The organism is Reyranella sp. (assembly GCF_044224635.1).
Taxonomy (GTDB): domain Bacteria; phylum Pseudomonadota; class Alphaproteobacteria; order Reyranellales; family Reyranellaceae; genus Reyranella.
Map to the genome: position 1 here is coordinate 1 of NZ_JBGAKA010000004.1, position 19,414 is coordinate 19,414.

Sequence of the window (19,414 nt, forward strand, 5' to 3'; positions counted from 1 at the left end):
TGCACAACCATCCATCGGGTGATCCCAAGCCGTCACGCGACGACATCGAGATGACGCGCGAGATCAAGGCCGCTGCCGAGGCGCTGGGCATTGCGATCCACGATCACCTGGTGATCGGCCGCAAGGGGCACGCGAGCTTCCGGAGCCTGGGGCTGCTGTCGTAAAGCCAGCTTCCGATACTGACGCGTGGTGCGCACGACGAAAACCCTGTGATCCCGAGCACAGCGAGGGGACCTTTCCTGCTGCCTCAAAGGTCCCTCGCTGCGCTCGGGATGACAACCGTGCCGGATGCATCCGGACCTGGGCCCATGCTGGCTATGTTGCCGTCCAGCCGGCGTCACCCGCGCCGCTTCGACGTCCGACAAGCCCGAGCGAAGTCTTGCTGCGCCGCACCAATCCACTCACATTTCTGGGGCCCGGCTTACCGCCATTTTCTGATACAACGTGGCTTCGATGATAATCTCGTGCCCGTAGAGCAATCCAGGTTGCCGGCACGTGCACGACGCGGGGGCTGCTTGCAATCGACGTCCGATCCGATGCTATTCCCGGGTCCCTCGAGGGTCGTCCGGCTTTCGGGACCGAAGAGAACATGGCGGGCGTGCTCGCCTTTCTGTCGGCCGCTCCAGCATCTTTCGGCAAGCCTGCGCTAGACAAGGCGGGCGGAGCCAATGAAGCAGGATACGTCGGCCGACAGTGCCCAGCCCAGGACGGGGATGGTCCATCAGGGGCGCTTTCTATGGCGTTTCGTCCTTTTTGCCCTGCCTTTCTGGTCGGCGGAGCACAAATGGATGAACCGGGGCCGCCTGGCGCTGATCGCGGCCCTGACGGTTGCACAGGTTGCGGTTCAGGTCGGCCTGAATTCCTGGTCGGCGAAGCTCTACAACGCGATCGAAGGCCGTCACCTCGACGCGTTCCTGGGGCTGATCACGGACTTCGTGCTCCTGCTTCTGGCAAGCATCCTCGTCTTCTCCATAACGCTCTACACCAAGCGACGCCTGGAATTCGCCTGGCGTGTCTGGATCACCAAGAACACGCTGGCAGTCTGGATGGCGCAAGGAGGACACTATCAGCTCGGCCTGGTCGCGGACGAGAACGGCGATAATCCGGACGGACGAATCGCCGAGGATATTCGCGTGACGACCGAGTCGGCCATCGAGCTGGGTCAGGCTGCGTTCTACTGCATCCTGCTCTTTGCGACATTCGTCGCCGTGCTGTGGACGCTCTCCGGCGTCATCCATGTGGAAATCGGCGACACGGTCATTCCCATCCCCGGCTTCATGGTCTTCGTCGCCCTTGTCTATTCGGCGATCGGCACCAGCCTGGCGCTCTGGGCGGGGTTCCCGTTGGTCGGCGCCTCCAATCTGCGGCAGACGGTGGAAGCCAATTTCCGGTTTGGCCTGGCGCGCGCCCGGGAATATTCGGAAAGCATCGCCTTGATCCGCGGCGATACCGATGAGCGAGCGCATCTTCAGGAGCTGCTGCGGGGCGTGAGACGGGGCTGGGAGCGCCAGACCTATGGCCTGGTGCGCATCATCGTGTTCACCACGGCGTACGGCGTGCTGGCAAACCCGTTCCCGCTTCTTGTCGCGGCGCCGCGCTACATCATGGGGCTGATCTCGCTCGGCACGCTGATGCAAATGGCGCAGGCGTTCTCGCAAGTCACCGCTGCGCTGGCGTTTCCGGTCGATAACCTTTCCGGCCTCGCCCTGTGGCGGGCCTCCGTCGAGCGCGTGATGGCGCTGCAGAATGCGCTGGACGAGCTCCAGGAGAAGCTCGGCGCGAACCGCATCGAGGTGAAGCACGAGGGCAATTCGTTGCAGCTCGCCGGCGTGCACGTGATGGAGCACGATGGGACGCCGGTGATGAAGGAGATGACGGCCGAGATCGGCCCCGGCGAGCATGTGCTGATCGAGGGCAAGACGCCGATTTGCCACAAGCTCATCCTCACCATTGCGGGGCTTTGGCCATGGGGCGCCGGGACAGTGACGCTGCCGGCGGACGCGAACATGTTCATCGTCACTGACCGGCCCTATCTGCCCGTGGGTCCCTTGGGCGAGACCGTTTGCTATCCGATGACACTTGGCGTGTGCGTGCCGGACGACGTCAATTCGGCGTTGCGTCGCGTGGGCCTGGGCGAGTGGGCCGGCCGGCTCGACGTGACGGAGAACTGGGAAGCGGTACTCTCCGCGGCGCAGCGGCAAAGGCTCAGTTTTGCGCGCATGCTGCTTCATCGGCCCGACTGGATTTTCCTGTCGGAGGCAATGAATGCGCTCGATACAGCGGGCCAGCGCGAAATGGCCGAGTTGCTGGTCAAGGAATTTTCGTCGGCCGCAATCGTGGCCGTTGGTCGAACCGCCTTGTCCGACGGATTTTTCCAGCGCGTGCTGCATGTGGAAGCAGCGACCGCGTCCTACGACGTAGCGGCCGACAAGACGCACGTTGCAACACCAGTTTGAGGGAGGGCCCTGTGGGATCGGCTGGACCTGACGTCGACTCTGCACCGGAGCGCCCCGTGCCTTCGGCCCTGGCGCTGCCTGCATCATTCAAGTGGGGCGTCTCCACTGCGGCTTATCAGATCGAGGGAGCGGTCGCAGAAGGCGGGCGCGGCCCCAGCATCTGGGACCTGTTCGGCCGACAGGCGGGCCGTATCGCCAACGGCGATACCGGCGACGTGGCGTGCGACCACTACCACCGCTACAAGGAGGACGTCGCACTGATGCGCCGCCTTGGCGCACAGGTCTACCGGTTCTCCGTGGCCTGGCCGCGCGTGCTGCCGCAAGGGCGCGGCCAAGCCAACAGCCTGGGCCTCGACTTCTATGATCGCCTGGTCGACGAGCTGCTGCGCAGCGGCATAGAGCCGTGGCTGTGCCTCTATCATTGGGATTTGCCGCAGGCGCTGGACGATCTTGGCGGTTGGCAGAATCGCGATATCGCTGGTTGGTTTGCCGACTATGCCGCCCTGGTTGCGCGCCGCTTTCGCGACCGGGTTCGGCATTTTGCCACGTTCAACGAACCCAACGTGTGCACGCTGTTCGGCTACGGCATGGGTTGGAATGCACCCGGCATTGCCAACCGGCGGAGTTTCCTGCAGGCGGCTCACCACGTGAATCTCGCGCATGGCGAGGGGGTCCGCGCGCTGAGGGCGTTGGCGCCGGGAGCTCTTCTTGGCGCCATCTACAATCGGCAGGCCTGTCTGCCAATCAGCGCCGCGCCACAGGACGCGGTGGCGGCCGGTATCCTGGACGCTTGCTGGAACCGGCTCTACGCCGACCCGCAATGCCTCGCCGAATATCCTCCCGAGCTGACCGACGGTTTGCAGGAATTCGTGCAGCCGGGAGACATGGCGCGCATCGCCCAGCCGATCGACTGGTTGGGCCTGAACCACTATTGCCCGATCTATGCGCGCGCCGACCAGGGCCCGCTCGGTTTTGCCTGGGCGGATGCGCCGAAGGACGTCCCCCTGACCGGCGTGGGTTGGCGCATCGACCCGGACGCGTTCCGCAACGAGGTGATCGCCACGCACCAGCGCTACAAGCTTCCGGTTTACATCACGGAGAATGGCTACGGGGCCCACGAGGCGCTGGATGAAGCGGGCGGGGTGAGCGACGACGTCGGGCGCATTGCCTATCTTGCCACCTACACCAAGGCGCTGGAGCAGGCTGTTGCAGCCGGCGCGGATGTGCGTGGCTATTTTCTCTGGTCGCTCCTGGACAATCTCGAGTGGGGCGCCGGCTTTGCCAGCCGCTTCGGGATCGTTTTCGTCGACTACGCGACCCAGAGACGCATTCCCAAGGCATCGTTTGATTGGTTCGCGCAGTTGATCCAGGCGCAGCAGCAAGGCCGTCATGCGTGAACAAGCCGGAGAACGGGGCGATCACGGGACGATCGAAGGCTGGGTTACGCGTGGCGCCAATGCGTTGCTGCAGCCGATGCAGCCGGTGGCATTTTCCAGATCATTGCCGCAGGATGCGCTCGCCACGATCGAGATCGACGATAGCCGGACCTTTCAGCCGATCGAGGGCTTCGGCTTCGCGCTGACCGGCGGCAGCGCGTATTTGCTGGCGGGGCTTGCGCCGGCAGACCGCGCGGACCTGCTGCAGGAGCTGTTTGGCCCGACCGATGCGTCGCTCGGGCTGAGCTGCCTGCGACTGAGTATCGGCGCCTCTGATCTCGGCCGGAACGATTTCACCTATTGGGATCTGCCTCCCGGAACGGCGGACCCTGATCTCGCGCGCTTCAATATTGCCGCCTGTGATCCGGAGGTGGTTCCCGTGCTGCAGGAGATATTGCGGATCAATCCGACCATGAAGATCATCGCTTCGCCGTGGTCGGCGCCGCCGTGGATGAAGACCAATGACGGATTCATAGCAGGATCGCTGAAGCCGGAGTGCTACTCGGCGTATGCACGATACTTCGTGAAATATGTGCAGGTGATGCGCGGGCTTGGCATTCATGTCAGTGCCGTGACACCGCAGAATGAGCCGCGCAACCCGAAGAACGAACCGAGCATGGTGATGACCGCCACCGAACAGGCGGAGTTCATCAAGGGATACCTGGGACCGGAGTTGCGCAAAGGCGCGCCTGAAACCGAGATACTCTGCTGGGACCACAATTGCGACGAGCCCGACTATCCGCTCGCGGTGCTGGGCGACGCCGAGGCGCGCGCCTATATCGGCGGAGTCGCTTGGCATTTGTACAATGGATTGCCGGAGGCGATGTCAAAGGTTTGGGCGCACTATCCGGAGAAGAAGGTGTACTTCACCGAGCAATGGGTTTCCGCACATGACGATTTCATGGGCGCCCTGCGCTGGCATACGAAGAATGTGATCGTCGGTGGCCTGAGAAACTGGTGCCGCACTGCGTTGGAATGGAATCTTGCCAATGATCCCGAGTTCCTCTTGCACACGCCTGGCGGCGCCGTAGGAGCGCTCGGCGGCATTACCATCGGCGCTACAATCAAGCGAAATCCCGGATACTATCTGATGGCGCACTCGGCGCGGTTCATCCGACCGGGGTCGGTGCGGGTTTATTCGAGCGAAGTGGATTCGCTTCCCAACGTCGCTTGCCTGACGCCTGATTCGCGGGTGGTGACGGTAGTCACGAATGACTCCGATCGTGCAAGCCGCTTTCGCGTTCGGCACCAAGGCGCGTACGCCACGCTGGAGCTGGGGGCCGGCGATGTCGCGACCCTCCGGTGGGATCGTAGTCCCGAGGAAATCCATGCCGATCGTTCAAGCTGATCGTCTCTCCCGTATCGGCGCAGCCTTGTTGAAGGCTGCCGGCGCCTCCGATGAGGAGGCGGGTGCGGTCGCCGTCGGCTGCGTGAACGCCAACCTCGCCGGTCACGATTCACACGGTGTGATCGCGATCCCGACCTACATCGATCGCGTGAAGGCCGGCCACATTGTGCCTGGCGCGGCGTGGACCATCGTGCGCGAATCGCCCACGACAACGGTGATCGATGGCCACTGGGGCTTTGGCTTCCACGTCAACGCCAAGGCGATGGCTCTCACGATCGAGAAGGCCAAGACGGCGAATGTCGCGGCCTGCACGGTATTTCGCCAGAGCCATGTCGGCCGACTCGCAGCCTATCCCATGATGGCGATGCGCGAGGGCATGATCGGGCTTGCCACCGCCGATTCCGGCCGGTCGCCCAAGCATGTCGCACCATTCGGAGGACGAGAGCCGCGGCTCGGCACCAATCCGATCTCGATCGCGGTGCCCTCCGATCTCGAGGGTCCCTTCTGTCTCGACATGGCGACCTCGGCGGTTGCGGCCGGAAAGATTGCGCTTGCCGTCGCTCGCAGCGAGCAGATCCCACAAGGCTGGATCATCGATACGGACGGTCGCCACACGACTGATCCCAGGGATTTCCGCAAAGGCGGTGCGCTGCTGCCGCTTGGCGGCACCGAGGGCTACAAGGGAAGCGGCCTCGCGGCGATGGTGGAGGTGCTGTGCGGATTGCTGACCGGCCTTGGCTTCGGCGTCGAGCCGACCGGCCGTCACAACGACGGCTGCTTCATGGCCGTGTTCAATGTCGCCGCGTTCCGGCCGTTGCAGGACTTCAAGAAGGAAGTCGTCGAGTTCGCGCGCTATCTCAAATCGACACCGCCCTCCGAAGGTTCGAGCGGCGTGTTCTATCCCGGCGAGGTCGAATATCTGCGCGAGCAGGAGCGGCGCAAGAACGGCATCGAGGTCGAGGACGCGACATGGGACAAACTGCGCGCACTCGCCGTCGAATACAGGATCGCGGACGAGCTTGGTTTTGGCTAGAGCGTGATCTTCTTGGATTGAAGCGCCGCCCTTTAGGGCGGCGTCCAAATCATTGTCGTCCTGAGCGCAGCGAAGCACCTCATCGCCGCCCGCCAGATAGCTCTGTGGAACTTCTGGCGATGAGATCCTTCGCTTACGGCGCTTGCTTCGCAAGCGCCTTACTCAGGATGACCGAAGGGACGTCCCGCGCATTACTTCTGGAACTGCTCAAACAGCTGCTTGATCCGCTTGGCCGCCTCCTCGGTGGCCTGGTCCGGGGTCATGTTGCGTTGCGTGATGTTGGCTTCCGCCTGCGGCCAAATCTGCTCGGACAGCACGGCCGAATAGGCCGGGTTGTAGGACATCCACCACGGCACCGTCGGCTTGATCAGCCCCATGTCCACCGCGACCTGGCGGTGCGGGTCCTTCGGGTCGGTCCAGTAGGGATCGTTCTTCACGATCGAGGCCATCACCGGCAAATAGCGGGCGCGGGTTTCCTTCAGGTAGGCGTTCAGGTTCGCCGGCTGGATGAAATCGCGCAACAAAGCCTTGGCGCCATCGACGTTCTTCGATCCCTTCGGGATGATGGTGGGAGCGATCGCCAGTACGCTCGGCACCGGCTTGCCGTCGTTGCCCATGGGGACGCCGCGAGTAAGGATCTCCTTGAAGTAAAGATCGGGCTTGTCCATCTGCGCCGCGGCGATCGAGATGGTGGCGTTGGGCGTCATCACGATCTGCTTGGCGAAGAAGGCGTTGTTGTTGTCGACATCGCCCCAGTTGATCGCCCCGGGCGGCACGTAGTTCTTCTTGAACGGCGTCGTCAACCGCTCCAGCGACGTGGTCGCCGCCTTGCGCACGGCGGGGTCGTCGATGTTCAGCTTGCCGTCCGGCGTGACGATGCCGGCGCCGCCGTAGCTCACCAGGAACTGGTGGAACAGGTTGCCGGCATCCGCCTCCTTCGCCGCCATCGAGTAGCCGAGGCCGAAGATGCGCTTGCCCTTGGAGCGCAGCTTGTCCTGAACGGTCTGGAAGAAATCGTAGAACTTGTCCTGCGTGGCCGGCATGTCGGTCGCGGCGAAGCCTGCTTCCTCGAGCAGCGGCAGCCAGACCGAGTTCATCAGCGAGGAAGCCTTGGTCGGCACGCCGTAGTACGAGCTCTTCTTCTGCTTGGCGTTGTAGAGGCGCCCGCTGATCAGCGCGGTCTCCGTGAACTCGTTCTTCTGCGAGTCGACGACCTCGGAGACGTCCTCGAGCTGATCGTTCCAGGCCGCGCGCGGCACCAGGAAGCGGTCGCCGGTTACGGTGTGCACCACATCCGGCACGTCGCCCACCTGCATGGCGGCGATCAGCTTGGTGATCACATCCGGCCCGTTCATGATGGTCAGATTGACCTTGGTGTTGTTCTTCTTTTCCCAGTCAGCCATCCAGGTGATCACGGCATCGTTCTCGGCCTTGTAGAAACCCTGGGTCCACCAGACCGTGAGCTCGCCTGCCGCCGTGGCACGGCGCGGCATCACGCTCGTGCCCGCCGCGATCGCGGCCCCTGCGCCAACCAACGCCTGCCGCCTTGTAATGCCTGCCATCTTGTTTCCTCCCTAGACCTCGACGCCCCCTCTACGCTCGATGGGGGCGCCGTGTTCAGCCTTTCACCCCGCCCATGGTCAGCCCGCCGTGCATCTTGCGGCGAACACCGTAATAGATAAGCAAAGGCGGAATGGCGTAGATGATCGCCGCCGCCATCAGGTAGTTCCAGGGTGCCTCGTCGCCCACCAGGAACTTGCCGAGCGTAACCGGCACTGTGATGACCTTGCCGCCCGACAACAACAGGAATGCGTACAGATATTCGTTCCAGGACAGCAGCAGCGCATAGGTGCCGATCGCCACCAGGGCGGGGGCCATCAGCGGCAGATAGATGCGGAAGAATATCTGCGGCGGCGAGGCCCCGTCGATGCGCGCCGCCTCGTCGAGCTCGAACGGGATCGAGGCGCTGTACTGCTGGAAGATGAAGATCGCGTAGGGCGTGGCGAAGGTCACCTCGACCGCGATCACGGCGATCGGATTGTTGGTCAGGCCATACTTGCCCATGATGCCGTAGAACGGGATGGCCAGGAACGACATCGGGATCACGTAGGTGAGCAGCGCCGCATTGGTCAGCATCCAGCCGTTGCGGATGCGCATCCGGCTGATGGTGAAGCTGGCCAGGGTCCCGATGGCCAGAGTCAGGAACGCGACGACGATACCAATGTAAAAACTGTTGCCCATCTGGTTCCAGAACGTCTCGAGCAGCCAGAAGGCCTGACGGAACACGACGTCGAAGGCATGCGTGCTCGGTGCAACGGGGAACACAGAGGTGCTGAGCACTTCCTCCTTCTCCTGCACCGACACGCGGATGATGTTGTAGATCGGCAGCAGCGTCCACACGAGCAACACCGCCGACAGCAGCCACACGCCGATGCCGTTGAGCACGCGAGCCCGGCGACGCACATTCATATCGTCACCTCGCTCTTCCGCAACTGGCGCATCAGCAGGATCACCAGCGGGATCAGCAGAGGCAGCGCCGTCAGCACCGTCGCCATGCCGAGATTGGGATCGCCCAGCTCGAAGGCGTTGCGGATTCCGAGCGTCGCCAGGACGTGCGTCGACAGCGCCGGCCCGCCGCCGGAGATGAAGCGCACGGCATTGAAGTCGCCCAGCGCCCAGATGGTGGAGAGCATGGTGCAGACCAGGTACATGCCGGCCATCAGTGGCAGGGTCACGAGCGTGAACTTCTGCAGCGGGCTCGCGCCATCGACAGAAGCGGCCTCATACAGCTCGAGCGAAATGGCCATGCGCCCGGCGAGAAAGATCAGAGTCCAGAAGGGCAGCCATTTCCAGATATGGCCATAGATGACCGACCCCAGCGCGAAGTAGTGGCTGTCGAGCCAGGGCGGCCCGTCGACCTGCGCCACGTTCCAGATGATGTTGTTGATCAGCCCCCATTGGCCGTTCAGCATCCAGTTGATCGACAGGTAGCTCGGCAGCGCCGGAATCGCCCAGGGCAGCATGAAGATCAGCAGCAGGACCTTCGACCACCAGCCCTTGCGCATGAAGAAGCCCGACAGCAGGAGCGCCAGGAACAGCTTCAGGTTCACGCCGAACAGCAGATAGAGCAGCGTGTTCACCACCGTGCGCGGATAGACCGGATCGCTGAACAGAGCGCGATAGCTGGCCGGATTGCTGCCCAGCCACAGCCCATAGCCGATCGGGTAGATCACGAAGGCCAGGAACACCGCGACGTAGGGGGTGACGAAGGCCAGCGCCCAGAGCTTGTCGGCGCCAATTTTTCCGCGTCGCCGCGTCAGGGGCGTGGTGCCGGTGGCCGCGGCCGGGCTGTCGGTCGTGGTCGTGACCGCCATCGTTCGCTCCTTCCTCCTGGCCCCGCGTTCTGGCGCGCGGTGGCGTTCCTGTCCCGTCGGCAAAGGAGGCTTGGTGCATCATGGCCTGCCTCGGCCGGTCCAGTCCGAGAGCGAGTGTGGCAATTTGCCCAGTGCGATACAACTGGTCTTGCGCGGGAGTGAGGCCCATGGGGTCAGCATTGTTGCCAAGGCAGGCATGCGCGATCACATTGCGATGGGCCACACGCAACAGCCGCGCCGCACGCACATGCCCAAGTTCCTTCGCATCGGAGTCCACCAATCGAACGTGTCCGGATACACGTCAAAGGCGTGGTGGGTTCGTCGGGTTGGCGCGACGGTTTTCCTGAAGTGGGGCGCCGTCGAGGTCCATGGCGTGGGAGACGGACGCAAGATCTACTGGACGGTCCCACCGCGCGAGAAGACCGTTCGCTGCGGCGCGGTACAACCTGCCAAGGACTATGTAAGAAGCGCGATCGCACGTCGGCGCAACCACCGCTATGAACCGCTGGCTGGCAGCATCGCCATCAAGCGCCGCCCTGCCAATCATGGCGCCGAGCTCGAACGGGTGCTCGCCACGATCCTGTTCGTCGACATCGTCCAGTCCACGGAAAAGGCCGCGCGGCTCGGCGATTCGCGTTGGACACAAGTGATGAATCACTACTACGCAACCGTCCGGAGAGAGCTGAAGACGTTGCGCGGGAAGGAAGTCGTGACGACAGGGGACGGATTGCTTGCGACATTCGCGGCGCCGGCGGCGGCGGTCCAGTGCGCGACCGCAATCCGAGAGGCCGTGCGCACACTGGGGCTCGAGGTCAGGGTGGGCCTGCACGTGGGCGAATACAAGGTGAGCGGTCCTGACGTGTTCGGTCTCGCGTTTCACATCGGCGCACGAGTCGCCGCGAAGGCGCGCGCCGGTGAGGTCCTGGTCTCGAGCCCCGTCAGGGATCTGATGCCGAAGTCCGATATCCTGTTCAAGGATCGCGGTGTTCACCAACTCAAGGGCGTGCCGAAGCGGTGGCGTCTTTACCGGGTCGATGGGTAAATGAATCGCAATCTATAAGTCGGCGAAGCTCGTCAAATGGAGTTTTCGATGGAGCTGCAGTTCCTGGGCTCGGGAGATGCGTTCGGCAGCGGCGGCCGCTTCAACACGTGCTTTTATGTTCGCGACGCGCGCGGCGCATTCCTCATCGATTGCGGCGCCTCCTCGATGATCGCGATCCGCAAGTTCGGCATCGACCCGAATACAATTCGGGCCGTCCTGATCACCCATCTGCACGGTGATCATTTCGGTGGTTTGCCGTTTTTCATTCTGGATGCGCAGCTCGTGAGCCGCCGCACGGCGCCGCTCATCATTGCCGGACCGCCTGGACTGCGCGACCGCCTCACGACCGCCATGGAAACTTTTTTCCCCGGATCGACCAGGGTGGAACGCCGTTTCGTCAGCGAGATACGCGAGCTCGAGCCGCGCTGCACCCACGATGTCGAGGGGATCGCGGTGACGCCTTTCGTGGTCAAGCATCCCTGTGGCGCACCGCCTTTCGCACTCCGCCTGACGGTCGACGGCAAGACCCTCTGCTACTCCGGCGACACGGAATGGGTCGACGGCCTGCGCGACGCGGCCACCGGCGCCGACCTCTTCATCGCCGAGACCTATTTCTTCGACAAGCAGGTCAGGTTCCACCTCGATTACGCAACGCTTGCTCGTCACCTCCCGGAGCTCGGCGTCAAGCGCGTGGTGCTGACCCACATGAACCCCGGCATGCTGGCTCGCGTCGCCGAGACCGGATGCGAAGCCGCCGAAGACGGGATGGTGCTCACGGTCTGACGATTGGCAGCTGGCAGATGCTGGCCTTGCTCGCCTTCAGCCGCTTCGGGGCAGGCGCTGCCACCATGGTAGCAGGGCTGCGCCCGCCAACTCCATACTGCTGATCACCGGCGAAGGACCTGCCATCGCCACACCGGCAGAAGAGAAATAGCCCGATCCGCGCCCGACCCACCCTCGGGCACGAGTGATCGAGACGGTGCGGCTTGTATCCGGCAGGCGCGCGGTTTCTACTTCGATGTCGCCGGCCGCCGCCTGCTGTGAGGATCGAGAGCATGAAACGGAGCACGGACCGCATCCTGACCACTCACATGGGCAGCCTGCCGCGACCGGACGTGCTCGCTGACCTGCTGGTGGCCCAGGCCGAAGGCAAGCCGGTCGATGCCGCACGGATCCCGACGCTGACCGACGAGGCGATGGACTACGTCGTGCGTCGCCAGCTCGACTGCGGCATCGATGTCGGCAACGACGGCGAGATGCCGCGCTCGACCTTCTTCAGCTACATCACCGGCCGCATGTCGGGTTTCGGCGGCCAATCGCGCCGCCGGCCGATCCTCGACATGCAGCACTTTCCCAAGTGGTGGCAGAACTATCAGGCGCGCGGCGTCCGCCGGCTCAACGTCTACGGTTTTCCGGCGGCGATCGGGCCGGTGTGCTATGAGGGCCTGGACGGCGCCAGGGCCGAGCTCGACGCTTTTGCCGGCGCGCTGGCGCGCCAGCCACAGCGCTTCACGGAAACCTTCGTCACCGCCGTATCGCCCGGCTTCGCCGCCTGCTCGCTGCTGAACCAGCACTACGACAGTCACGAGGCCTACGTCTTCGCCCTCGCCCGCGAGCTCAGGCAAGAGTACCAATTCATCGTGGCGCAGGGCCATGTGCTGCAGATCGACTCGCCCGACCTCGGCATCGAACGCGCCGGCTACTTCCAGGACGAGCCGCTGCCGAAGTTCATCGAAGCGATGGAGATGCACGTCGCCGCGCTGAACGAGGCCTTGGCCGATATCCCGGCCGAGCGGGTGCGCTTCCACGCCTGCTGGGGCAACCGCGACAGCCCGCACGTGAACGACGTCCCGGCGCCCGACGTGCTGCCGGTTTGCTACCAGGTGAAGGCCAGTGCGCTCTGCCTGCCCTTCGCCAATCCGCGTCACAGCCACGAGATCGACGCGTTCAAGACACAGAAGCTGCCCGACCACATGACCCTGGTCTGCGGCGTGGTCGAATCGACGCACAACTACGTCGAGCACCCGCGGGTGATCGCCGAGCGGCTGGAGCGCGCCGTACGCGCCGTCGGCGACCGCGAGCGCGTCATGGCGGGAACCGATTGCGGCTTCGGGACCATCGTCGGCGACACCCAGGTATCCGAGGACGTGGTCTGGGCCAAGCTCGAGGCGATGCGCGACGGCGCGGCCATCGCAAGCGAGCGACTCTGGCGTTGAGGAACCGCTTTCCGCAACATCTGCCGCCGAGCACCGTTCCTGTGGACTGCCCCAGAAAATCAGAGGGTAAGCCTGTTCTCTGTTCCCGAAAGCAGCCTTCGTACATTCTCCCTATGCTTGAGAATGATCACGAACGCCATGAGAAGCGCAAATATACTAAAGTAATAGGTATTCCCAAATACAGGCAGGAATGAAATGGCCACAAAGACCATCGCGGCGCATATCGTGCCCAGGGAAACGTAGCGGGTCAAAGCCACGATCATCACGAAGAAGCCGAGGCTTATGAGGGACATGACCCAGCTGACCATGAACATCACGGCCGCCGCCGTAAGGGCGCCCTTGCCCCCTCTGAACCCGAAATAGACCGGCCAGTTATGCCCGATGACCGCTCCTGCGCCGGCTGCCAAAAGGCTCACGCAATCCGAATCCTCTCCCGACTGAACATAAACGCCGAGGCGCAGACCTATCAGACAGGCAACGACCCCTTTCAATATATCTCCCGCAAGAACCAGCGCCGCGGCAGATTTCCCAAGCACCCTCAGCGCATTGGTAAGCCCGGCACTCTTGCTTCCATGGTTTCTGATGTCCTTGCCGTAAACTCTTCCTGCAATAACTGCTGTATTGAGGCTGCCTAGAAGGTAGCCCATGGCCAAGGCCGCAAGAACCTTCAGAACATCAACCATCAACCATCTCTCGATCGCCAGGACGGAGCCAGTAGAAGCAATCGCCGCCAGCTTTGTCCACCACGATGAGGGCAACCGCGCCACCCGTGCCTTCGGGGTCCAGTATCGCGCCCCACGGCCGAAGCGCCGCTGGAGTTAAGAGAAATTACCACTCTAGCATGCGGGATCACACCTTACGCCACTTCCTCCAATGATGGCTCGATGTCGACGATCTCGACCGATTTGACGTCGTCGGTTTCGCCCGAATAGATCACCAGGGCGACATTCTCGGCGGCGATCATCGCACTGTGCGGCTGCCCCGTTGGATTGAGCGTGTAGCTGTTGCCCGGCGCCTCGATTGGCCTTCCGGACTTGTTCGCCCGGCCACCGGGCAGATTGAAGAAGCAGGGAACGTAGCTTGGCCCCACTGACACCGTCGTGCCAGCGACGACCGCTTCATCGACAGGTCTGAACCGGTGCCCGGGATCCTGCCGGCCGCCGTCGTCCTGCTGTCCATCCCGCTGCTGCCAAGGAACCTCAGGCAGGCGAGCGAGGGCGGAGGCACACCGCCGTGGCGCGACGCCGGCTGGCGCCGCGGCTGCTCGGCTTCTGCGTCGGGATGGTGGTCGGCGCGAAAGTTTCCTAGAAGAAGACGAAGGAGCGCACGACAACGTTCTTGCGGCACCGCGCCTGTGCGGGCGCGGTCGGGTCAATGCAGGCGGTGTGGAAGGACCACCGCGAGACCGAACCATCGGCGACCGAGTCGTAGCATTTCAGCATCGAGACCTCCGTCGAGGTCTGGCGCGGGAACCAGTACCATTCGTGGTCGGCACGATGCGTGAAGCGCGTGGTCTCGCCAACCCGGTCGTCGTAAATGCGGTAGTTGGTGATGTACGGCTGGTCGGCGAAGGACGGCCAGGCGCAGAGCACGAAGGGGAACTGCTCGACCGTCTCCATCGGCTTGGCGAGATTGATCGACATGAAGCGGCGCGACATCTTCCGGTCGGCCTCTTCCTCCGTATAGTGCTGCGGGCGCCCGAAGTTCCGCAGGTTCCTGGTGAGAAGCTCGCGGCAGCGTACCCGACCGCTGTTGTCGTTCAGGTCGTTGTGCACCAGGTTGACGTAGCGGGCGTTCACGCCCGGATTCTTGTTGTCCTGGTCCTCGGTGCGGTCGCCCGCATAGTCCTTGTCGAAGACGTCGTGGTTGTAGACAAGGGCGTCGGCCGCGCCGGGAAAGAAATCGAGGAGCAGCTTCTCGATCTCGGGGTAGAACACGCGCTCCACCTCCGCCGAGTCGTAGAAGTTCCGGCACTTGGACTCGAGGTGCGCCAGCGAGACGCCGAGCCGGTCCATGCATTCCGGGCTGTTGGGCGACAGGCCCGGGTGATACTCCGAGATGCGCCGCGCATCGCGCATCACGTGCGGGAAGTAGAGGTCGCGCCGCCGGTTCTGCTCCTCGTTCTTGCGCAGGACCTTGGCGATCTCGGCGCGCGCCGGGTCGCACCACAGGGCGTTGGACGGAACGATCGAATAGGTTGGGCGCTCGTAGACAGTATAGGCGAGCGGCAGAGCCAGGCCACCCTCCGGCGCCGTCATGCCAGTCGCGCGGATGTAGTCGACGCACGCGTCGTAATCACGGAACGCTGGGCCCCAGCGGGTCTCGATCGGACGGCCTGGCGGCGCATTGTCGATCATGTCGACAACGCGCTGGCCCTCGCCCTCGGCGATCTGGGCGAGCGCATCCTCGAGCGCCTTGGCTGTCCCCGCATCGCCGTCCCGATCGAACGACATGTAGGACAGGCCGCCGTTCGCCGCGATGGGCGCCGGCTGCCCCTGCGTGACCTGGAGCGACGGCACATAGGCCGACGAAACCCTCTTCCTGTCCACCGCGACGTTGTTCCCGGCGACCTCGAGCAGGCTCATGGCAACACCTCCGATTGGATTGCGCTCAGCGTGGCATACGGACCCTGCCCTTTCCAGAACATGAATCTTTTCCAGGTCATAAATCCAGGTCATGCGAAATGTCGCCCCGCCTGCCGCGCGAACGACATGCCAGCCGGCTGCTCCCAAGAACGAGCTGACCTCAACGTCGTCTTCGCCGACGGTTACGGGCCGCTGCCCATGAGCAACGTGCCCGAGCACCGCATCTCGTCGGTCCGCGCCTATCTCGGAGCAGCGGCGCGGGCGCGAGCCAACCTCAGCATCCTCGGCGACACCACGGTCGAGCGGCTGATCATCGAGGGTCGGCGCATCACGGGTATCGAGGCCTCGACCGGGTCTGCCCGGGCGACCTTCCGCACGCGCGAGACCATCCTGTCCGCCGGGGCGATACATTCGCCGGCACTGCTGCTCCGCGCGGGCATCGGCCCGGCCGGCGAGCTGGCACCGCACGGCATCGCCGTCGTAGCAAACCGGTCAGGAGTCGGGCTCAACCTGCAGAACCATCCCCGGGTCTACGCCGCCGCCCATCTGCGTGCCCGCGGCCGCCCGCCGCGCAGCAACCGCCTGGTGATGCAGAACACGGCGCGCTACTCGTCAGACCTCCCGGATTGCCCCTCCGGCGACATGCTGCCCATGATCATGAACCGCACGGCGTGGCACCGGCTGGGCTACTCGATTGCGGCCCTCGTTGCTCTCCCTCCTGGAGAGCCCCTGGCATTTCAACCTGCCCGCCCGGTATCGTCGCCGCTCGACGCGATCCTGGTGGTCGCCGGATGGCAACATGGCGCGATGGCAAGGGAGAACAGCATGAAGCTCGCGGGGAAAATCGCTTTGATCACTGGCGGCTCGCGCGGGATCGGCCGCGCCACGGCACTCGCCTTCGCCGCCGAGGGCGCGGACATCGCCTTTTGCCATTTGAAAGACGACGCCAAGGCGGACGAAACCGCCGGCGAGATCCGCGCCCTCGGCCGGCGCGCCCTGCACCGTTCGGTCGATGTCGCCGATATCGCGTCGGGCCGGATCTTCATCGGCCAAGCGGCGCAAGAGCTGGGACCCATCGACATCCTGTTCAACAATGCAGGGATGAACATCCGCAAGCCGTTCGAGGCCTACACCGAGGAGGAATTCGACCGAATCCTCTCCGTTCACCTGAAGGGCATGTTCTTCATGGCGCAGGCGGTCTACCCCGCGATGGTGGCCCGAGGGCAGGGCTGCATCATCAACGTCGCCTCCCAGCGCGGCTTGAAGGGAGCGGTAAACTCGGCGCCCTACTCGGCGGCCAAGGCCGCGATCATGGGCTTCACGCGCGCCTTGGCATGGGAAGCGACGCCGAAGGGAGTTCGCGTCAACGCCATCGCACCGGGCCCGATCGTCACCGATCTGACCGCGACCATGGCTCCCGAGGATCGCCAGGCCTTCATCGATGCGCTGCCAGTGGGTCGCTTCGGCCGACCGGAGGAAATTGCCGCCACCGCGCTGCTGCTCGCCGGTCCGGACGGCGGCTTCTACGTTGGCGCCACCCTGTCGCCCAACGGCGGAGACGTGATGTATTAGCGATCAGAGACACACGGCGACGCAGGCGGGGGTATGCGCGCGATAGAGACAGCCCACCTCGCATGGCGCGGAGCACTGGACATCCAGCATATCGTCATCCCAAGCAAGGCGCCAGAGCGTGATTGGTTCAAGTGACGGCACGCGAGCTTCGAAATTGAGGCTCACGCTGCCCAGCGAAGGGATCAGGTTCATGCTCTTCGCGGACCGCGAAGAGCATGATCAACATGAGCGAAGCAAGCGCCGCAGGCGAGGGACCTTCGAGACATCAAGAAAGGTCCCTCGCCGCGCTCGGGATGACAAAATCGATGTCATCCCGAGCGCGGCGAGAGGGGACCTTTCCTTTCTGCATCCTGTAGTCGGCGGCGCTGGCGTCGAAAAAATCACAGGCTCTCGGGATGACAGGATCTTTGCCGCGCCCACCGTTGTCGTCCGAATCCACAGTGCCCGGGCAACCAAGGCAAGCGTCGTTCGTTCTCTTGAGGCTCGCCGGAGGCGCTCGACGAATGGCAGGGTTCAATGGGCAACAGGTTCACGATCGTCCTTTTCGCCTCGGCGCTCAGCGCGCTGGCGGCAGCCGCTCAGCCTGGCGCCGTCCAGACACCGTCGGTCACCGTGCTCGGGGCGCAGGAAGTGCGCGGCATTCTCGGTCGTGACGTGCGCAGCACGGCGGACGAGAACATGGGCCGCATTGTCGACGTGCTGGTCGACGGCGCAGGACGGGTGCGGGCCGCCGTCATCGACTTCGGCGGCTTTCTCGGCGTCGGCAGCCGCAAGATCGCCGTCGACTGGAAGGCGTTGCATTTCGTTCCCGCAGCCGGCAAGCAGTATGCCGTCGTGCTCGAGTTGACGCGCGACCAGGTGAAGGCCGCACCCGAGTACAAGGAAGATAAGCCGATCATCGTGCTGGGTGCATCCGGCAATCTCGAAACATTGCCGTGACGGGCCGCCGGTGACGGAGAATGCCGCTCCTTCACCGCCTCGACCTTCGCAGCGCAGCCTCCGCAGGCTCGACTGGTTCGTCTTCCTTGTCGCCGACGTGCAAACCGGCTTCGGGCCGTTCATCGCCGTCTATCTGACGACCCAGAAATGGACTCAGGTCGAGATCGGCCTCGTCATGACGGTCGCCGGCCTGGTCTCCCTGGCGGGGCAGATGCCGGGCGGCGCTCTGGTCGATGCCGCCCGTTCAGAACGCACCGTCGCAGGCGTGGCCGTCTCGGCGATCGCGCTGAGCGCGCTCATCTACGCGACCATGCCGGTCTTCCCGGCCGTGCTGGTGGCCGCGATCGTGCATGCCGCCGCGAGCTGCGTCCTGGGGCCGTGCATTGCGGCGATCAGCCTCGGCCTGGTCGGCCACTCAGCCATCGGCGAGCGCTTCGGCCGCAATGCGCGCTTCGCCTCGATCGGCTCGGGCCTCTCGGCCGCCGCGATGGGCGCTTGCGGCTATTTCTTCTCTGCCCAGTCGGTCTTCCTGGTCACGGCGGCGCTGCTCATTCCCACCCTGCTCGTGCTGCGCGGCGTGGCGGCGGAGGAGATCGACCCCGACCGGGCGCACGGCAACATTCCCGGCCGGTCGTCGTGCCGACCACCCAAGCAAGGGGGCGATCCCGATCGACCGGATGGCCGCAGCCAGCCGAGCACACGATCGCCGGCCGATCTGCTCAAGCTTCTGAAGAATCGCTCGCTGAGAGTGTTCGGCGTCTGCATCCTGCTGTTCCATCTCGCCAACGCGGCCATGCTGCCGCTCATGGGCAGCGTTCTGACGACACGCTCGAGCGAATGGGCCACCGTGCTGATCGGCGCCTGCATCGTCGGACCGCAACTGGTCGTCGCCTTGTTCTCGCCGTGGGTCGGCCGACAGGCCGAGCGCCTGGGGCGCCGGCCGCTGCTGCTCGCCGGCTTCGCCGCCCTGCCGATCCGCGGCCTGCTGTTCGCCACGGTGAGCGACCCTTACCTGCTGGTCGTCGTGCAATTGCTCGATGGACTGACCGCCGCCGTGCTGAGCGTCATGGTGCCCTTGACGGTGGCCGACCTGACACGCGGCACAGGGCGCTTCAACCTGGTGCAAGGGGTCATCGGCACCATGATGGGCGTGGGCGCATCGCTCAGTCCCACGCTTGCGGGATACCTCAGCGACACGTTCGGCAGCCCCATTGCCTTCCTCGGGCTCGCCGTTACCGCCTCCCTCTGTCTCGCGACGGCGTGGCTGCTGATGCCGGAGACCCGGCCGTCCACGCCCGGCGACCGATGACAGCGGCTCACGGAACCATCCCCCGATGATTGACGGCCTGCGAAGGATGTGTTGGACTCACACGCATAGTGCGAGTTCCCTTGGCGGACGCGCCAAGATTCACA

General features: G+C 64.2%; 17 protein-coding genes. 11 read left to right on the forward strand and 6 right to left on the reverse strand.

All coding sequences use genetic code 11. The features are described 5' to 3' along the window. From ACILR9_RS04990 to ACILR9_RS05010, 5 genes are all read left to right on the forward strand, one after another. Positions 1 to 164: JAB domain-containing protein (locus ACILR9_RS04990; RefSeq protein WP_395709042.1), on the forward strand; the 164-nt coding region annotated here is incomplete at its 5' end. 504 nt (positions 165 to 668) lie between these two features. Further along, positions 669 to 2,456: an ABC transporter ATP-binding protein/permease gene (locus ACILR9_RS04995; RefSeq protein WP_395708799.1), complete on the forward strand. Its 1,788-nt coding sequence runs from the start codon at positions 669 to 671 to the stop codon at positions 2,454 to 2,456. A 56-nt stretch (positions 2,457 to 2,512) separates the two neighbouring features. Beyond that, entirely contained in the window at positions 2,513 to 3,853 is a 1,341-nt protein-coding gene (locus tag ACILR9_RS05000) for a GH1 family beta-glucosidase (protein ID WP_395708800.1), read from the forward strand. Beyond that, a complete protein-coding gene (locus ACILR9_RS05005; RefSeq protein WP_395708801.1) occupies positions 3,846 to 5,240 on the forward strand; it encodes a glycoside hydrolase family 30 beta sandwich domain-containing protein in 1,395 nt (464 codons plus the stop codon). Before ACILR9_RS05000 ends, ACILR9_RS05005 begins: the two co-directional genes overlap by 8 nt. Continuing rightward, positions 5,221 to 6,273: an Ldh family oxidoreductase gene (locus tag ACILR9_RS05010; RefSeq protein WP_395708802.1), complete on the forward strand. Its 1,053-nt coding sequence runs from the start codon at positions 5,221 to 5,223 to the stop codon at positions 6,271 to 6,273. The genes ACILR9_RS05005 and ACILR9_RS05010 overlap by 20 nt, the downstream gene beginning before the upstream one ends. A 191-nt stretch (positions 6,274 to 6,464) precedes the next feature. Here ACILR9_RS05010 and ACILR9_RS05015 read toward each other — a convergent pair whose 3' ends face one another. From ACILR9_RS05015 to ACILR9_RS05025, 3 genes are read right to left on the reverse strand one after another with little or no spacing between them, the layout of a single operon-like run. Beyond that, positions 6,465 to 7,835: an ABC transporter substrate-binding protein gene (locus ACILR9_RS05015; RefSeq protein WP_395708803.1), complete on the reverse strand. Its 1,371-nt coding sequence runs from the start codon at positions 7,833 to 7,835 to the stop codon at positions 6,465 to 6,467. Positions 7,836 to 7,890: 55 nt separating this feature from the next. Continuing rightward, positions 7,891 to 8,742 carry a carbohydrate ABC transporter permease gene (locus ACILR9_RS05020; protein WP_395708804.1) on the reverse strand — a complete coding sequence of 284 codons (852 nt, stop codon included), beginning with the start codon at positions 8,740 to 8,742 and terminating at the stop codon, positions 7,891 to 7,893. Beyond that, a complete protein-coding gene (locus tag ACILR9_RS05025) occupies positions 8,739 to 9,647 on the reverse strand; it encodes a carbohydrate ABC transporter permease (RefSeq protein ID WP_395708805.1) in 909 nt (302 codons plus the stop codon). The genes ACILR9_RS05020 and ACILR9_RS05025 overlap by 4 nt, the downstream gene beginning before the upstream one ends. A 247-nt stretch (positions 9,648 to 9,894) precedes the next feature. Here ACILR9_RS05025 and ACILR9_RS05030 point away from each other — a divergent pair, with 247 nt between their 5' ends. The 3 genes from ACILR9_RS05030 to ACILR9_RS05040 all read left to right on the forward strand — a co-directional run bounded on the left by ACILR9_RS05030 (position 9,895) and on the right by ACILR9_RS05040 (position 12,905). Beyond that, positions 9,895 to 10,689 carry an adenylate/guanylate cyclase domain-containing protein gene (locus ACILR9_RS05030; RefSeq protein ID WP_395709043.1) on the forward strand — a complete coding sequence of 265 codons (795 nt, stop codon included), beginning with the start codon at positions 9,895 to 9,897 and terminating at the stop codon, positions 10,687 to 10,689. Positions 10,690 to 10,737: 48 nt separating this feature from the next. Beyond that, the gene (locus ACILR9_RS05035) at positions 10,738 to 11,472 is read left to right on the forward strand and encodes an MBL fold metallo-hydrolase (protein WP_395708806.1); all 735 of its coding nucleotides are present in this window, start codon (positions 10,738 to 10,740) and stop codon (positions 11,470 to 11,472) included. A gap of 272 nt (positions 11,473 to 11,744) precedes the next feature. Beyond that, positions 11,745 to 12,905, forward strand: coding sequence for a hypothetical protein (locus ACILR9_RS05040; RefSeq protein WP_395708807.1), 1,161 nt, complete (start codon positions 11,745 to 11,747; stop codon positions 12,903 to 12,905). A 59-nt stretch (positions 12,906 to 12,964) separates the two neighbouring features. Here the strand turns inward: ACILR9_RS05040 and plsY are convergent, their stop codons facing one another. The 3 genes from plsY to ACILR9_RS05055 form a co-directional block, all read right to left on the reverse strand. Then, a complete protein-coding gene (gene plsY / locus ACILR9_RS05045; RefSeq protein WP_395708808.1) occupies positions 12,965 to 13,588 on the reverse strand; it encodes a glycerol-3-phosphate 1-O-acyltransferase PlsY in 624 nt (207 codons plus the stop codon). A gap of 173 nt (positions 13,589 to 13,761) precedes the next feature. Next, positions 13,762 to 13,995: a hypothetical protein gene (locus tag ACILR9_RS05050; protein WP_395708809.1), complete on the reverse strand. Its 234-nt coding sequence runs from the start codon at positions 13,993 to 13,995 to the stop codon at positions 13,762 to 13,764. 214 nt (positions 13,996 to 14,209) lie between these two features. After that, complete coding sequence (locus ACILR9_RS05055) at positions 14,210 to 15,490, reverse strand: CmcJ/NvfI family oxidoreductase (protein WP_395708810.1); 1,281 nt, start codon at positions 15,488 to 15,490, stop codon at positions 14,210 to 14,212. 126 nt (positions 15,491 to 15,616) lie between these two features. Between ACILR9_RS05055 and ACILR9_RS05060 the strand changes: the two genes are divergently transcribed. The 3 genes from ACILR9_RS05060 (at position 15,617) to ACILR9_RS05070 (ending at position 19,310) form a co-directional block, all read left to right on the forward strand. Next, positions 15,617 to 17,062, forward strand: coding sequence for an SDR family NAD(P)-dependent oxidoreductase (locus ACILR9_RS05060; RefSeq protein WP_395708811.1), 1,446 nt, complete (start codon positions 15,617 to 15,619; stop codon positions 17,060 to 17,062). Positions 17,063 to 17,578: 516 nt separating this feature from the next. Beyond that, entirely contained in the window at positions 17,579 to 18,001 is a 423-nt protein-coding gene (locus tag ACILR9_RS05065) for a PRC-barrel domain-containing protein (protein WP_395708812.1), read from the forward strand. A 10-nt stretch (positions 18,002 to 18,011) separates the two neighbouring features. After that, positions 18,012 to 19,310: an MFS transporter gene (locus ACILR9_RS05070; protein WP_395708813.1), complete on the forward strand. Its 1,299-nt coding sequence runs from the start codon at positions 18,012 to 18,014 to the stop codon at positions 19,308 to 19,310. The last annotated feature ends 104 nt before the right edge of the window (positions 19,311 to 19,414 follow it).

Bases quoted from the DNA above. Each gene is read 5' to 3' on its own strand.
- ACILR9_RS04995 (WP_395708799.1), top strand. From the start codon at position 669: ATGAAGCAGGATACGTCGGCCGACAGTGCCCAGCCCAGGACGGGGATG.
- ACILR9_RS05005 (WP_395708801.1), top strand. From the start codon at position 3,846: ATGCGTGAACAAGCCGGAGAACGGGGCGATCACGGGACGATCGAAGGC.
- ACILR9_RS05010 (WP_395708802.1), top strand. From the start codon at position 5,221: ATGCCGATCGTTCAAGCTGATCGTCTCTCCCGTATCGGCGCAGCCTTG.
- ACILR9_RS05015 (WP_395708803.1), bottom strand. From the start codon at position 7,835: ATGGCAGGCATTACAAGGCGGCAGGCGTTGGTTGGCGCAGGGGCCGCG.
- ACILR9_RS05020 (WP_395708804.1), bottom strand. From the start codon at position 8,742: ATGAATGTGCGTCGCCGGGCTCGCGTGCTCAACGGCATCGGCGTGTGG.
- ACILR9_RS05025 (WP_395708805.1), bottom strand. From the start codon at position 9,647: ATGGCGGTCACGACCACGACCGACAGCCCGGCCGCGGCCACCGGCACC.
- ACILR9_RS05030 (WP_395709043.1), top strand. From the start codon at position 9,895: ATGCCCAAGTTCCTTCGCATCGGAGTCCACCAATCGAACGTGTCCGGA.
- ACILR9_RS05035 (WP_395708806.1), top strand. From the start codon at position 10,738: ATGGAGCTGCAGTTCCTGGGCTCGGGAGATGCGTTCGGCAGCGGCGGC.
- ACILR9_RS05040 (WP_395708807.1), top strand. From the start codon at position 11,745: ATGAAACGGAGCACGGACCGCATCCTGACCACTCACATGGGCAGCCTG.
- plsY (WP_395708808.1), bottom strand. From the start codon at position 13,588: ATGGTTGATGTTCTGAAGGTTCTTGCGGCCTTGGCCATGGGCTACCTT.
- ACILR9_RS05055 (WP_395708810.1), bottom strand. From the start codon at position 15,490: ATGAGCCTGCTCGAGGTCGCCGGGAACAACGTCGCGGTGGACAGGAAG.
- ACILR9_RS05060 (WP_395708811.1), top strand. From the start codon at position 15,617: ATGCCAGCCGGCTGCTCCCAAGAACGAGCTGACCTCAACGTCGTCTTC.
- ACILR9_RS05065 (WP_395708812.1), top strand. From the start codon at position 17,579: ATGGGCAACAGGTTCACGATCGTCCTTTTCGCCTCGGCGCTCAGCGCG.